At 64.9% G+C, this 15,771-nt stretch carries 9 protein-coding genes; 2 read left to right on the forward strand and 7 right to left on the reverse strand.

The genetic code is table 11. The features are described from left to right. Nucleotides 1–255: 255 nt before the first annotated feature. Nucleotides 256–1,647, forward strand: a complete 1,392-nt coding sequence (locus NOV72_RS11095; RefSeq protein ID WP_106854647.1) for a nucleobase:cation symporter-2 family protein — start codon at nucleotides 256–258, stop codon at nucleotides 1,645–1,647. A gap of 103 nt (nucleotides 1,648–1,750) precedes the next feature. On the opposite strand, the gene NOV72_RS11100 is transcribed toward NOV72_RS11095, so the two are convergent. From NOV72_RS11100 to NOV72_RS11125, 6 genes are all read right to left on the reverse strand, one after another. Then, a complete protein-coding gene (locus NOV72_RS11100) occupies nucleotides 1,751–3,217 on the reverse strand; it encodes an efflux transporter outer membrane subunit (RefSeq protein WP_106854851.1) in 1,467 nt (488 codons plus the stop codon). A 1-nt stretch (nucleotide 3,218) separates the two neighbouring features. Then, the gene (locus NOV72_RS11105) at nucleotides 3,219–6,398 is read right to left on the reverse strand and encodes an efflux RND transporter permease subunit (protein ID WP_106854648.1); all 3,180 of its coding nucleotides are present in this window, start codon (nucleotides 6,396–6,398) and stop codon (nucleotides 3,219–3,221) included. Nucleotides 6,399–6,414: 16 nt separating this feature from the next. Beyond that, the gene (locus NOV72_RS11110; RefSeq protein WP_106854649.1) at nucleotides 6,415–7,581 is read right to left on the reverse strand and encodes an efflux RND transporter periplasmic adaptor subunit; all 1,167 of its coding nucleotides are present in this window, start codon (nucleotides 7,579–7,581) and stop codon (nucleotides 6,415–6,417) included. A gap of 388 nt (nucleotides 7,582–7,969) precedes the next feature. Continuing rightward, a complete protein-coding gene (locus tag NOV72_RS11115; protein ID WP_106854650.1) occupies nucleotides 7,970–9,499 on the reverse strand; it encodes an efflux transporter outer membrane subunit in 1,530 nt (509 codons plus the stop codon). A 1-nt stretch (nucleotide 9,500) separates the two neighbouring features. Next, nucleotides 9,501–12,665 carry an efflux RND transporter permease subunit gene (locus tag NOV72_RS11120; protein ID WP_106854651.1) on the reverse strand — a complete coding sequence of 1,055 codons (3,165 nt, stop codon included), beginning with the start codon at nucleotides 12,663–12,665 and terminating at the stop codon, nucleotides 9,501–9,503. An 18-nt stretch (nucleotides 12,666–12,683) separates the two neighbouring features. Next, complete coding sequence (locus NOV72_RS11125; RefSeq protein ID WP_106854652.1) at nucleotides 12,684–13,928, reverse strand: efflux RND transporter periplasmic adaptor subunit; 1,245 nt, start codon at nucleotides 13,926–13,928, stop codon at nucleotides 12,684–12,686. A 454-nt stretch (nucleotides 13,929–14,382) separates the two neighbouring features. On the opposite strand from NOV72_RS11125, the gene NOV72_RS11130 reads away from it, so the two are divergent. Continuing rightward, a complete protein-coding gene (locus NOV72_RS11130) occupies nucleotides 14,383–15,027 on the forward strand; it encodes a TetR family transcriptional regulator (RefSeq protein WP_106854653.1) in 645 nt (214 codons plus the stop codon). Here the strand turns inward: NOV72_RS11130 and NOV72_RS11135 are convergent. Further along, a complete protein-coding gene (locus NOV72_RS11135; RefSeq protein WP_106854852.1) occupies nucleotides 15,010–15,648 on the reverse strand; it encodes a cysteine hydrolase family protein in 639 nt (212 codons plus the stop codon). The genes NOV72_RS11130 and NOV72_RS11135 overlap by 18 nt on opposite strands. Nucleotides 15,649–15,771 lie beyond the last annotated feature (123 nt).

Genomic DNA, 15,771 nt, shown 5'->3' on the forward strand with positions numbered 1-15,771 from the left:
AACGGACTATACGCGCGGCGTGATGAACATCATAACGAGCACTCGAAGAAAGCGGCCTTTCGTCACGCGACTAATTTCCGGCGATGTGCGTCAAACCCCTTGCGGCAAGGGCTTGCGCGGGTTCGCTCCACCGATGGCGCGCGAAACCCATATCGACACGCGAACGCGACGTATAGCGCCGCGTGGTCTTGTTCACGCGTTCCGATGCACTTAACTTGGAGGCCATTCAAATGGAAGGTGACATAGGAGAGAGACATGGCTTCAAGTTCGGTGAACCGGTCCGTGCATCCGTGCGACGAACGGCTGCCCGCCGGTCAACTGCTGACGCTCGGCATACAGCACGTGCTCGTGATGTACGCGGGCGCGGTCGCGGTGCCGCTGATTCTCGGCGCGGCGATGGGACTGCCGAAAGACCAGGTCGCGTTCCTCATCAGCGCCGATCTGTTCTCGTGCGGCGTCGCCACCTTGATTCAGACGCTCGGGCTGTGGATCTTCGGCATTCGCCTGCCCGTCATCATGGGCTGCACGTTCGCGGCCGTCGGCCCGATGGTCGCGATCGGCACGAATCCTTCGCTCGGGATTCTCGACGTGTTCGGCGCGACCATCGCGGCCGGCGTGATCGGCATCTTCCTCGCGCCGATGATCGGCAAGCTGCTGCGATTCTTCCCGCCGGTCGTGGTCGGCACGGTGATCGCGGTGATCGGTCTCTCGTTGATGGGCGTCGGCATCAACTGGGCGGCGGGCGGCATCGGCAATCCCGAATACGGCAATCCGGTGTATCTGCTGCTGTCGTTCATCGTGCTCACGCTGATTCTGCTCATCAACAAGTTCGCGCGCGGTTTCATCGCGAATATCTCGGTGCTGCTCGGGATCGTCGTGGGCTTCGTGATCGCCGCGATGCTCGGCCGCGTGAACATGGACGGCGTCGCGCACGCGCCGTGGGTCGGCATCGTGCTGCCGTTCCACTTCGGCATGCCGCATTTCGATGCGCTCTCCGTCGCGACGATGGTCATCGTCATGTTCGTCACCTTCATCGAATCGACGGGCATGTTCCTCGCGGTCGGCGATCTCGTCGAGCGTCCGGTCGATCAGAAGGCGCTCGTGCGCGGCCTGCGCGTCGATGGGCTCGGCACGCTGATCGGCGGCATCTTCAACTCGTTCCCGCATACGTCGTTTTCGCAGAACGTCGGCCTGATCGGCGTGACGGGCGTGAAGAGCCGCTTCGTCTGCGCGACCGGCGGCGTGATTCTCGTCGTGCTCGGCCTCTTTCCGAAGATGGCGCAGGTCGTGGCGTCGGTGCCGCCGTTCGTGCTCGGCGGCGCGGGCATCGTGATGTTCGGCATGGTCGCGGCGAACGGCATCAAGACGCTGTCGCGCGTGGACTTCTCGAAGAACCAGCACAATCTGTTCATCGTCGCGGTGAGCGTCGGCATGGGCATGGTGCCGGTCGTCGCGCCGAAATTCTTCACGCAACTCCCGCACGCATTGGAGCCGATTCTCCATAGCGGGATTTTGCTGGCGTCGGTGTCGGCGGTGGTGTTGAACATCGTGTTCAACGGCGTGCGCAAGGAACGCGATGCGCGGCGTGACGCGCGTGAAGCCGCGCATGAGTTCGAAGGCGCGGCCCACGCGGGCGACGCGCACTAAGGAAGTCGCAAGGCTGGAAGTGTCTGCTGGATGTTTGCGTTGGGCGCCGCGGTGTGAGCCGCGGCGTTTTTTTTTGCTTCAGCCGCCGATGAAACGCGATGCGCTAACCCGCATCCGCGGCGCGCGGGGCATCGCCCGTGCGCTCGATCCACCCGCCTCCCAGCGCCTGATACAGCGTCACGAGATTCGCGAGCCGCTGCGTCCGCGCGACGATCAGCGTTTGCTGCGCCGCGTACAGATCCTGCTGCGCGGTCAGCACGCCGAGATAGCTGTCGACACCCTGCCTGTACCGCAACGTCGACAGATCCAGCCGGCGCTGCTGCGCCGACGCATCGCGTTCGAGCGCCGCGATCTGCTGGTCGAAGGTGCCGCGCGCGGCGAGACCGTCGGCCACGTCGCGGAACGCCGACTGAATCGCCTTCTCGTAGTGCGCGATTTCGATCTGCTTCCCGATGTTCGCGGCATCCAGATTCGCGAGATTCTGCCCGCCTTCGAAGATCGGCAGCGTGATGGCCGGCGCGAAACTCCAGGCCGCCGAGCCGGGCTTGAACAGCCCGCCGAGCGTCGGACTCAGCGTGCCGAAACTGCCGGTCAGCGAAATGCTCGGGAAAAACGCCGCACGCGCCGCGCCGATATTCGCATTCGCCGCGAGCAGATTCTGCTCGGCCTCCATGATGTCCGGCCGGCGCAACAGCAAATCCGACGGCAAGCCCGCCGGAATATCCGTGAGCAGGTTTTGCGCGTCGAGCGGCATGCTGCCGGGCAGATCGTCCGGCATCGGCTCGCCGACGAGCAGCACGAGCGCGTTCACCGCCTGCGCTCTCGCACGTTCCTGAGCCTGAAGATTCGCCGCCGCGCTTTCCATCACCGTGCGCGACTGAGTCAGATCCAGTTCCGACGTCACGCCGTGATCGAACTGAAGCTTCACGATGCCGTAGGAATCGCTCGCGCTCTTGAGCGTCTGCCGCGTGACGGCGAGCAGGTCATCGGCTTGCAGCACTTGCAGATACTGCGTCGCGACCTGCGACACCAGCGACATTTCCGCCGCCTTGCGCGCATACGCCGTCGCGAAATACTTCGCGAGCGCCTGATCCTTCAGGCTCTGCACGCGGCCGAACAAGTCGAGCTCCCATGACGCGTTCAGTCCCACGTCATACGTGTTCGAAATGGTCCGGTCGAGGAACGACAGATTCGCCGGCGTGCGCGATTTCGACTGGCTCGCCTGCGCGCCGAGCGCCGGGAACAGCCCGGCGCGCGTGATGCGGTATTGCGCCTGCGCGGCCTGCACGTTGAGCATCGCCACGCGCAGATCGCGGTTGTTTTTCAGCGCGATGTCGATGAGCCGCTGCAGCCGCGCATCGACGAAGAAATCGCGCCAGCCGATATCGGCCGCGGCCACGCCGTTCGCGCTGCGTGCGCCGCCGTTCGTTGCGTGCGGTTGCGCCGCGTACACGCCGTCCGCCGGGAAGCTCGCCGATGCGGGCATCGCGGGCCGCTGGTACGTCGGCGCCAAGGTGCAGCCGCTCGCCAGCACGGCGACGGCCAAGGCAATCAGGGAAAGTCTACGCATGTCAGTGTCCTTCGTTGCCGTGTTGCGCGCGCCGCTGCGCTTCGTAACGCGCGAGCGCGGCTTCGGTGTCTTCCTTGTCGCCGCCGAAGCGGGCACGCACGACGACGAAGAACATCGGCACCATGAAGATGGCGAGGAACGTCGCGGTCAACATGCCGCCGATCACGCCGGTGCCGATCGCGTGCTGGCTGCCCGAACCCGCGCCGTTGCTGATCGCGAGCGGCAGCGTGCCGAGAATGAACGCGAGCGAGGTCATCAGAATGGGCCGCAGACGCAGACGCGCGGCTTCCAGCGCCGCCGCGATCGGACCCATCTTTTGCGAGAGCTGAAGATCGCGCGCGAACTCGACGATCAGAATCGCGTTCTTCGCGGACAGCCCCACCGTGGTGAGCAGGCCCACCTGGAAGAACACGTCGTTCTCCAGTCCGCGCAACGACACGGCGAGCAGCGCGCCGATCACGCCGAGCGGCACCACCATGACCACGGAGAACGGAATCGACCAGCTCTCGTACAAGGCCGCTAGACACAGGAACACGACGAGAATCGAGATGCCGTAAAGAATCGGCGCTTGCGAACCGGACTGGATCTGCTGATACGAAAGTCCCGTCCATTCGTATCCGATGCCGGCGGGCAGCTTGCCGGCGAGCGCTTCCATCGCGGCCATCGCCTGGCCCGTGGATTTGCCCGGCGCCGCAACGCCCTGTATTTCGATCGACGACTGGCCGTTGTAGCGTTCGAGCTTGGGCGAACCGTAGGTCCACTCGGTCGTCGCGAACGACGAGAACGGCACCATCGCGCCGGACGCATTGCGCACGTACCAGCTATCGATGTTCTCGGGCGACATGCGAAACGGCGCGTCGCTCTGCATGTAGACCTTCTTGATGCGGCTGTCGGTGTCGAGGAAGTTGTTCACATACTTCGACGCCCACGCGATCGAGAACGTCTGGTCGATCATCGCCGGATCGACGCCCTGCGCGAGCGCCTTCTGCCGGTCGATGTTCACCTTGAACTGCGGCGCGTCGTTCAGGCCGTTCGGCCGCACCTGAGCCAGCGACGGGTCCTGCGCGGCCATGCCGAGCAGCATGTTGCGCGCTTCCATCAGCTTCGCGTGACCGACGCCCGCGCGATCCTGAAGTTGGAAATCGAAGCCCGCCGCCGTGCCCAGTTCCGGAATGGACGGCGGATTCACCGGAAAGACGAGCGCGTTCTTGTAGCCCGCGAACGCGCCGAAGGTGCGGCCCACGAGCGCCTGAATCTTGCCGCTGGCACCCGTGCGTTTGTCGAAGTCCTTCAACCGCACGAAGACGAGACCCGAATTCTGCCCGTGGCCCGCGAAGCTGAAGCCGTTCACCGTGAACACCGATTCGACGACCGCGCTTTCCTTTTCCAGCAGATAACCGGCGACGTCGTTGAGCGCGCGCTGCGTCATTTCCTGCGTGGCGCCGGCGGGCGTAGCCACGAGCACGAACATCGTGCCCTGATCTTCATCCGGCAGGAACGCCTTCGGCAGACGCGCGAACAGCATGCCGACCGCCACGATCACCACGAGATAAATGATGAGCCAGCGCCCCGAGCGCCGGATCACGTGCGCCACGGCGCCGTGGTACTTCACCTGTCCCTTCGCGAACGTGCGGTTGAACCAGCCGAGGAAGCCCGTCTTCTTCTCCTCGTGGCCCTGCGGATGCGGCTTGAGCATGGTCGCGCACAGCGCCGGCGTGAGGACCATCGCGGTGAGGACGGAGAGGCCCATCGCGGAGACGATGGTCAGCGAGAACTGGCGATAAATCGCACCGACCGAGCCGCCCGAAAACGCGACCGGCACGAACACGGCCGCCAGCACGAGCGCCACGCCGATGAGCGCGCCGGTGATCTGGCTCATCGCCTTCTTCGTGGCTTCCTTCGGCGGCAGACCCTCTTCGGTCATCACGCGCTCGACGTTTTCCACGACCACGATCGCATCGTCGACGAGCAGGCCGATCGCGAGCACGAGGCCGAACATCGACAGCGTGTTGATCGAGAAGCCCGCCGCCGCCATGATCCCGAAGGTGCCGAGCAGCACGACCGGCACGGCGATGGTCGGGATCAGCGTCGCGCGCAGGTTTTGAAGGAACAGGTACATCACGAGGAACACGAGCACGATCGCCTCGAAGAGCGTCTTGACGACGTCGGCGATCGACTGCTTCACGAACGGCGTCGTGTCGTACGGATATTTCACGACGAGGCCGTGCGGGAAGAACTTCGAAAGCTGATCGATCTTCGCGCGCACGGCGCTGGCGGTCGCGAGCGCGTTCGCGCCGGTCGCGAGCTGAATGCCGAAGCCCGCCGCCGGACGGCCGTTGTACTCCGTGCGGAAGTTGTAGCTCTCGCCGCCCAGACCGACACGCGCCACGTCGCGCAGGCGCACCTGCGAGCCGTCCTGGCGCACTTTCAGGAGCACGTTGCCGAACTCCTCGGGCGTGCGCAGCAGCGTCGCTTCGGTGATGGTCGCCTGCATCGACTGGCCGGGCACGGCGGGCACGCCGCCGAGCTGCCCGCCCGCGACCTGCACGTTCTGCGACTGCAGCGCGTTCTGCACGTCCAGCGGCGTGAGGCTGTATTGAGCCAGCTTGTTCGGATCGAGCCAGATTCGCATGGCGTATTGCGAGCCGAACAACGTCACGGTGCCGACGCCGTTCAGACGGCTGATCGGGTTCTGCACGTTCGACGCCACGTAGTTCGCGAGGTCATCGCGGGTCATGCTGCCGTCTTCGGACACGAACGCCAGCACGAGCAGGAAGCTGCTGCTCGACTTGGTCACGCTCGTGCCCAGTTGCTGCACGATGGCCGGCAGATTGGGCGTCGCCAGTTGCAGCTTGTTCTGCACCTGAACCTGCGCGATATCGGCGTTGGTGCCCGCCGCGAAGGTCAGCGTGACGGTGGCGGTGCCGCTGTCGTCGGAGGTCGATGCGAGATACAGCAGATGGTCGAGGCCGCTCATCTGCTGTTCGATCACCTGCGTGACGGTGTTTTCCACCGTCTGCGCCGACGCGCCCGGATACGTCGCCGAGATCTGGATGGACGGCGGCGCGATGGTCGGATACTGCGCGACGGGCAGCGTCGAAACCGACGCGATGCCCGCCAGCATCAGAAGGATCGCGATCACCCACGCGAAAATGGGGCGATCGATGAAGAACTTGGCCATGAAGCGTTCCCCGTCCTTACGCGCCGGCGGCGGACGCGGGCGCTTCGGGCAAGTGCGCGGGCACCGCTTTCACGTCCATGCCCGGACGCGCCTTGTCGATGCCCTCGACGATCACGCGGTCGCCGGGATTCAGGCCGCTCTCGACCACCCAGTTCTGGCCGTGCGTGCCCGAGGTCACGAGCGGACGCATCGCGACCTTGTTGTCCTTGCCGACGACCATCGCGAGCGCGGTGCCTTTCTGGTCGTGCGTGACGCCCTGCACCGGCACGACGAGCGCATTCGGATTCACGCCTTCCTCGAAGCGCGCGCGCACGAACATGCCCGGCAACAGCACGCGGTCCTTGTTCGGGAAGATCGCGCGCACGGTGACCGAGCCGGTCGACGGGTCCACGGTGACATCGCTGAATTGCAATCTGCCCTGTTCGGGATAGACGCGGCCGTCTTCCAGAATCAGCGTGACCTTCGCGGCGTTCGGGCCGCTCGTCGAGAGGCGCCCTTCCTGAATCTGACGGCGCAGCCTGAGGCCATCGAGGCTCGATTGCGTGAGATCGACGTACATCGGATCGAGCTGCTGAACCGTGGCCATCCACGTCGCTTGCGCCGCCTGGACGTAAGCGCCGGGCGTGACCTGCGAGATGCCCGTCTGCCCCGAAACCGGCGCCGTGACATCGGTATGGCCGAGGTTGATCTGCGCGGCGTCGATCGCGGCCTTCGCGGCGGCGACGTCCGCTTCGGCCTGTCCGAGCGCCGCCACGGCGTTGTCGTAGTCCTGCTTGCTGACCGCGTTCGACGCGACGAGCACCTTGTAGCGATCCGCCTGCGCGGTCGTCGACACGAGGTTCGCCTGCGCCTTCGCAAACGACGCCTTCGCGTTGTTCAGTTGTGCGATGTACGGCGCCGGATCGATCTTGTAGAGCCGCTGCCCCGCCTTGACGACGCTGCCTTCGGTGAATTCGCGGCGCAGCACGATGCCGTCGACGCGGGCGCGCACCTGGGCGTCGAGAAACGCGCTCGTGCGGCCCGTGAGTTCCGAGGTGACCGGCACCGCGACGCTCGCGAGCGTGACGACGCCGACTTCCGGCGTATGCGACGCCATCGCGGGAGGCTTCTCCCCGCAACCGGCCGCGATCAGCGCGGCCGTCGTGATACCGATGAGGCGGTATGGAATCCGTTTGAAACGCATGGGACGCAAGGCCTCTCTGTTTGCTGAAGATGAAAGGCGCGCGCGTCCTCGCGTCATGGCGGGCCGCGCACGCGGCGTGTTCTCGTGCGATGCGAAAGTCGCGGATCGCGGCGCCCGGTGCGGCCGGGCGTCGGAGAGGTTGATCGCCTCGAAGGAGGCGATATTTTTGGGATAACTAAATTGTCAAAACGCGTCGTCGCGTGATGACGAGCCGTCGATTATATTGATCGATCGCGGCGCGGACGCTCGATCCAACGGCGGTTCTGTCAAAAATTGATGGCAGCTAAAACAAATCTGCCGAATGCGCAGAGAAGTGAGACATCGCGGAAAACGCGCATGAAAAAGCCCGGCGCTTGGCCGGGCTTCGTGTGCAACACGCCGGGGCGGATCAGCTCGCCGCGGGAGCCGAGGCTGGCTGCGGCGGCGTGCCCTGCGAGCCGTAGTCGACGGGCGCATCCGCGGGGCGCGGCGCGTCGCCGGCACGCTCGATCCATCCGCCGCCCATGAACTGATACAGATCGACGAGGTTGGTCAGGCGATTCAGCCGCGCCGTGATCAGCAACTGCTGCGCCTCGTACAGTGCCGTCTGCGCGGTCAGGACCGCGAGATAGCTGTCGACGCCGTTGCGATAGCGCAGGTCCGACAACTCCAGACGCCGGCTCTGCGAATTCACGAAGCGTTCGAGCGATTTGATCTGCTCGTCGAACGTCCCGCGCGCGGCGAGACCGTCCGCGACTTCACGGAACGCCGTCTGGATCGCCTTCTCGTAATTGGCGATCTCGATGCGCTTCTGCACGTTCGCCAGATCGAGGTTGGCCTTGTTCTCGCCGCCCTCGAAAATCGGCACCGTGATCTGCGGCGCGAACGACCACGCGGCCGAACCGGGCTTGAACAGGCCGCCGAGCGTCGGCGACAGCGTGCCGAAGCTGCCCGTCAGCGAGACGCGCGGGAAGAACGCCGCGCGCGCCGCGCCGATGTTCGCGTTGGCCGCGAGCAGCGACTGCTCCGCCGCCGCGATGTCGGGGCGGCGCGTCAGCAGATCGGACGGCAGGCCCGCCGGAATGTCCGAGAGCAGGTTCTGCGTGTCAAGCGGCATGCCGGCCGGCAAGTCCGCGGGCAACGGCTCGCCCACGAGCAGCACCAGCGCGTTTTCCGCCTGCGCGCGCAAGCGCGACTGCGTTTGCAGATTCGCCTGCGCCTCTTCGACGACGCCTTCCGACTGACGCAAGTCCAACTCGGTGCCCGTGCCGTTGTCGTACTGCAGCTTCGTGATGCGGAACGACTCCTGCGCGGTCTTGAGCGTGTTCTGCGTGACGGTGAGCTGATCGTCGAAGGCGATCATCGTCAGATACTGATCCGCCACCGACGACACCAGCGCGATTTCCGCCGCCTTGCGCGATTCGGCCGTCGACAGATATTGCGCGAGCGCCTGGTCCTTCAGGCTGCGGATGCGCCCGAAGAAGTCGATTTCCCACGACGCGTTCAGGCCGACCGAGTACGTGTTCGAGATCGTCTGGTCGAAGAACGACAAGTTCCGCGGCGTGCGCTGCTTGCTCTGCGACGCCACCGCGTCGAGCGTCGGGAACAGGCCCGCGCGCGTGATCTGATACTGCGCGCGCGCCGCCTCGACGTTGAGCACCGAGACGCGCAGGTCGCGATTGTTCTTCAGCGCGAGTTCGACGATCTTCTGCAGGCGCGCATCGGCGAAGAAATCGCGCCAGCCGATCTCGGGCGCGCTCTGCCCGTTCGCGGTGCGGCCATTGCTCGCCGTCGACGACGCGTCCGGCTGGTTCGCGTACACGCCGCCTTCCGGGAAGGTCTGCGCGACGGGCGCCGCCGGCTGCTCGTATTTCGGCTGGAGCGTGCAGCCCGCGGCGAATACCGCCACGGCGGCCGCGATCAAGGAATGTTTAAGCATCTCAGTGTCCTTCCTTACCGTTCGGGCCTTCGATGTCGCCCGATGTACCCGGCGACGGCACGTCCTTGCTCTTGCTGAATTTCGAGATCACGACGAAGAACATCGGGATCATGAAAATGGCCAGGAAGGTCGCGGTCAACATGCCGCCGATCACGCCGGTGCCGATCGCGTGCTGGCTCGCCGAACCCGCGCCGTTGCTGATCGCGAGCGGCATCACGCCGAGAATGAACGCGAGCGACGTCATCAGGATCGGGCGCAGCCGCAGCCGCGCCGCTTCCATCGCCGCTTCGACCGTCGACATGCCCTGTATGCGCAGCTCGCGTGCGAATTCCACGATCAGAATCGCGTTTTTCGCCGAGAGGCCCACCGTCGTCAACAGGCCGACCTGGAAGAACACGTCGTTTTCCAGACCGCGCAGCGTCGCGGCGAGCAGCGCGCCGAGCACGCCGAGCGGCACGACCATGATGACCGAGAACGGAATCGACCAGCTTTCATACAGCGCCGCGAGACACAGGAACACGACGAGAATCGAGATGCCGTACAAGATCGGCGCCTGCGAACCCGACTGACGTTCCTGATACGACAGACCCGTCCATTCGTAGCCGATGCCCGCCGGCAGCTTCGCCGCGATCGCTTCCATCGCCGTCATTGCCTGGCCGGTCGATTTGCCCGGCGCCGCCGCGCCCTGGATTTCCACCGCCGAGATACCGTTGTAGCGCTCGAGCTTCGGCGAACCGTAGGTCCAGGCGCCGGTTGCGAACGCGCCGAACGGCACCATCGTTCCCGCGCCATTGCGCACGTACCACTTGTTGATGTCGTCCGGATTCATGCGGAACGGACCGTCGCCCTGCACGTAGACCTTCTTGATCCGGTTATCGACGTCGAGGAAGTTGTTCACGTACTGCGACGCCCACGCGATCGAGAACGTCTGGTCGATGTCCGAAATCGCGACACCGAGCGCGTTGGCCTTCTCGCGGTCGACGTTCACCTTGAACTGCGGCGTGTCGTTCAGGCCGTTCGGGCGCACCTGCGCGAGCGTCGGGTCTTTCGACGCCATGCCGAGCAGCATGTTGCGCGCTTCCATCAGCTTCGCGTGGCCGAGGCCCGCGCGATCCTGCAGCTCGAAGTCGAAGCCCGCCGCCGTGCCGAGTTCGGGAATCGAAGGCGGATTGACCGGGAAGATCAGCGCGTCCTTGTACGGCGCGAAGTGCATGAACATGCGCCCCACGAGCGCCTGCACCTTCTGGTCGCCGTGCTGGCGGTCCGCGTAGTCCTTCATCCGCACGAACACGAGACCGGAGTTCTGGCCGCGGCCCGCGAACGAGAAGCCGTTCACCGTGAACACCGATTCGACGATCGCCTTCTCGTCCTTCAGCAGATATTCCTGCACGTCCTTCAGCACGTGCGCCGTGTATTCCTGCGTGGAACCGGCCGGCGCCTGCACGAGCACGAACATCGTGCCCTGGTCTTCGTCCGGCAGGAACGACTTCGGCAGACGCAGGAACAGCATGCCCACCGCGACGATCACGACGATATAGATGATGAGCCAGCGCCCCGAGCGCCGGATCACGTGCTGCACGCCGCTGTGGTACTTCTCCTGGCTCTTGTTGAAGGTGCGGTTGAACCAGCCGAAGAAGCCCTTCTTTTCGGGCTGATGCCCTTCCGGATGCGGCTTCAGGATCGTTGCGCACAGCGCCGGCGTGAGAATCAGCGCGACCATCACCGAGAGCACCATCGCCGCGACGATCGTGAGCGAGAACTGCCGGTAGATGGCGCCGACCGAGCCGCCCGAGAACGCCACCGGCACGAACACCGCCGACAGCACGAGCGCCACGCCGATCAGCGCGCCGGTGATCTGGCCCATCGCCTTGCGCGTCGCCTCTCTCGGCGATAAATGCTCCTCGGACATCACCCGTTCGACGTTTTCCACGACCACGATCGCGTCGTCCACGAGCAGGCCGATTGCCAGCACGAGGCCGAACATCGACAGCACGTTGATCGAGAAGCCCACCGCCGACATGATCGCGAACGTGCCGAGCAGAACGACCGGCACCGCGATCGTCGGGATGATCGTCGCCCGCAGGTTCTGCAGGAACAGATACATCACGAGGAACACGAGCACGATACCTTCGATCAGCGTCTTGACCACTTCCTCGATCGACAGGCGCACGAACGGCGTCGTGTCATACGGATACTTCACGACGAGCCCGTGCGGGAAGTACTTCGAGAGGTCGTCGATCTTGGCCCGGACCGCCTTCGCCGTGGCGAGCGCGTTCGCGCCCGTCGCGAGCTGGATACCGAAGCCGGCCGTCGGCGCGCCGTTGTACTTCGTGTCGAAGTTGTAGTTCTCGCCGCCGAGGTCGATCTTCGCGACGTCCTTCAGACGCACTTGCGAGCCGTCCTGATTCACCTTCAGCAGAATGTCGCCGAACTGCCCGGGCGTGCGCAGCAGCGTTGCTTCCGTGATGGTCGCCTGGAGCATCTGCCCCGCCACCGCCGGCGTGCCGCCGAGACCGCCCGCCGCCACCTGCACGTTCTGGTTGGTGATGGCGTTCTTCACGTCAACCGGCGTGAGCGAATAGTTCGTCAGCTTGGTCGCATCGAGCCAGACGCGCATCGCGTATTGCGAGCCGAACAGCGTCGTGGTGCCGACACCGTCGATACGCGAAAGCGGATCCGCCACGTTCGACGCCACGTAGTTCGCGAGGTCGTACTTGCTCATGCTGCCGTCTTCGGACACGAACGCGAGCACGAGCAGGAAGCTCGAACTCGATTTCGTGACCTTCGTGCCGAGCTGCTGCACGACCTGCGGCAGCAGCGGCGTGGCGAGCTGCAGCTTGTTCTGCACCTGCACCTGCGCGATGTCGGGGTTCGTGCCCGCCGCGAACGTCAGCGTGACGGTGGCCGTGCCCGAGTCATCCGACGTAGACGAGAGATACAGCAAGTGGTCGAGGCCGGTCATCTGCTGCTCGATCACCTGCGTCACCGTGTTTTCGACGGTGCTCGCGGATGCGCCCGGATACGTCGCGCTGATCTGGATCGCAGGCGGCGCGATCGTCGGATACTGGGCGACCGGCAGCGTGAAGATCGACGCCATCCCCGCCAGCATTAGGATGATCGCGATCACCCACGCGAAGATCGGTCGATCGATAAAAAACTTTGCCATGTAACAGGCTCCCTTTTATTACGCGCCCGACGCCGCCGAAGCAGCCGACGCGGCTTGCGCACCGCTCGCGCCGCTGGCGCCGGCCGGCGCGGCTGCGCCCCCTGCCTGCGCGTCGGAAGCCGGATACGGGAATTTCGCGGCGACCGGCTTCACCTGCATGCCGGGCTTCGCCTTCTCCACGCCGTTGACGATCACGCGGTCGCCCGCGTTCAGGCCGCTGTCGACCACCCAGTTGTTGCCGTAGGTGGCGCTCGTGACGAGCTGGCGCAGTTCGACCTTGTCGTCCTTGTTGACGACGAGCGCGGTCGGCGTGCCCTTCTGGTCATGCGTGACGCCGATCTGCGGCACGACGAGCGCGTGATCGTTGATGCCTTCCTGGATGCGCGCACGCACGAACATGCCCGGCAGCAGCACGCGGTCCTTGTTCTGGAAGATCGCGCGCACGGTCACCGAGCCGGTGCTCTGGTCGACGCTCACGTCGGAGAACTGGAGCTTGCCCTGCTCGGTGTAGTTGCGGCCGTCTTCGAGCACGAGCGTGACCTTCGCGGCGTGGATGCCTTCGGTCTGAAGGCGGCCTTCCTGAATCTGCCTGCGCAGTTGCAGGCCCTCGACGCTCGATTGCGTCAGGTCGACGTAGATCGGGTCGAGCTGCTGCACGGTCGTCAGGAGCGTCGCGGCGCTCGCCTGCACGTAAGCGCCCGGCGTGACCTGCGACAGACCCGTGCGGCCGCTGATCGGCGAGACGACGTCGGTGTAGCCGAGATTGATCTGCGCCGTATCGACCGATGCCTTGCCCGCCGCGACATCCGCGACGGCCTGGCCTTGCGCGGCCACGGCGTTGTCGTAGTCCTGCTTCGACACGGCGTTGGCCGCGACGAGCACCTTATAGCGCGAGACCAGCGCGTTCTGCGACGCGACGTTCGCCTGCGCCTTCGCCAGCGACGCCTTCGCGTTGTTCAGCGCGGCGATGTACGGCGCCGGATCGATCTTGTAGAGCCGCTGACCGACCTTGACCTCGGAGCCTTCGGTGAACTCGCGGCGCAGCACGATGCCGTCCACCCGAGCGCGCACTTGCGCGACGAGATAGGCGTTGGTGCGGCCCGGCAAATCGGCGACGACCGGCACGCTCGTCGGCTGCACGGTGACGATGCCCACTTCGGGCGTTTGTGGCGGAGGTGCTGATTGTTTTTGTCCGCACGCTGCCAGGAACACGGCAGCCGTCGCGGCGGTGATTAAGCGGAGTGGAACCCGTTCGACGCGCATGGAGCGACCTCTGTCTAAGACTGAGAGTGAATTAGGTGCGCGGCGGCCTTCCCCGGGCAATGCCGCGCACGAGCGTCCGTTCAGGACGCTGCCAATAAACAAAACTTGTCCGACGATTGAGCCGCGCCGCCGGCCAGCAGCCGGCGTTTCATGACCGTGCGCGACGCTTCGGAAGCGCCGCCTGTGACCCAGGGACGGTCGGAACGGCAATGGAAACGAAAGCTTAATCGCAAACCGCTCGTCGGCTGAAATTTGTGAATATTGGTGAACGGGTGGTATTGTATATACATTCGTGGATGAATGTATAAAACCGTACGCGTTTGTACCCATTTGAGACGGGAAAGAATTCGCTCAGGGGAATCGATTACGGTCGACGGATCTTCGACAGGGGCGCAGGCGCGCGCCAGTTCAACGGCAGCAAGAGCAGGAGCAGACGGCCCGCAGGCCGCAAGTTATGGTCAGACGAACCAAGGAAGAAGCGCAGGCGACGCGCAATCGCGTTCTCGACGCGGCCGAGCGCGTCTTCTATGAGAAAGGCGTGTCGCGCACGACGCTCGCGGATATCGCGCAGGCGGCGGGCGTGACGCGCGGCGCGATCTACTGGCACTTCGCCAACAAGGGCGATCTCTTCAACGCGATGTTCGACCGCAGCCTGCTGCCGCTCGACGAGCTCATCGAAACCACGCTCGACGGCAAGGAAGAAGACCCGCTCACGCGCCTTCGGGAGCTTTTCGTCTGGTGCATGCGCAACATCACGACCGACGAGCAACGCCGGCGCATCTTCGACATCCTCTTCATGAAGTGCGAGTTCGTCGAGGAAATGGGACCGGTGCGCGAGCGGCATCAGAACAACATGCGCGACGGCATGGAGCGCATCGAGCGCGCGCTGCGCAACGCCGTCGAAAAGAAGCAGCTTCCGGCGACGCTCGACACGCGCCGCGCCACGACCATGCTCCACTGCCTCTTCACCGGCATCCTGCACGATTCGCTGATGCTGCCGGACCTCGTGCATCCGGAGCGCGACGCCGAAGCGCTCATCGATGCGTGCTTCGACGCCTTGCGTTGCAGTCCGTCGCTGCTCTTAGCGGCCGGCGCCTGAATTCGCGGCGCGCGCCCGCTGGTTCGACGCGTAGATGTTGTCGCGCGCGGGCGGTTCGCCGGTTTGCAGCGCCTCGATCCAGTCGTCCGTGCCGAGCACGGCGGCGAAACGCGACTGCATAACCACCGTGAAGACGCGGTGGATCTCTTCCGCACTCGCCCGCCCCGCGCTGTTTTCGTAGGGCACGGCGCCCGTCGCATCCACGAGAAACTCCACCGCGAGACCGGCGTGCACCGCGTGCCTGACGGTGGAATCGTCGCAATTGTGCGTCATGTAGCCCGCGATCACGATCGTGTCGATGTCGTGCGCCGTCAGCCAGTCGGCGAGATCGGTGCCGGCGAATGCGCTCGGCAGCGATTTCTCGACGTAATGCGCGCGCGGCCGCGACGCGACCGTTTCGTGCAGTTCGGCCATCGCTGAGCCGCGCGCGAAGACCGGCGCGGTCGGCGGCGCGAAATTCTGCACGACGACGACCGGCACGCCGTGCTTCTCGGCGGCATCCATCGCGCGCGCGATATTCGCGAGCGACACCTTCACATCGGGATATTCGATCAACAGGTTGCCGTCGACGTACTCGTTCTGCACATCGATGACGATCAGGGCGCGGCGCGGCATGGTCAGCTCCTTCGTGGATGATCGGAGCATTGTCGCCGCGCACGCACGGCGTCAAGAAGTGGCCCGATCGCCAACTTTCATCGGAATCGGGCCAAAATGCACGGATTGGATGTTTTGTTGGAGCCGCCC

It is taken from the genome of Caballeronia novacaledonica, from assembly GCF_900258035.1.
Classification (GTDB): domain Bacteria; phylum Pseudomonadota; class Gammaproteobacteria; order Burkholderiales; family Burkholderiaceae; genus Caballeronia; species Caballeronia novacaledonica.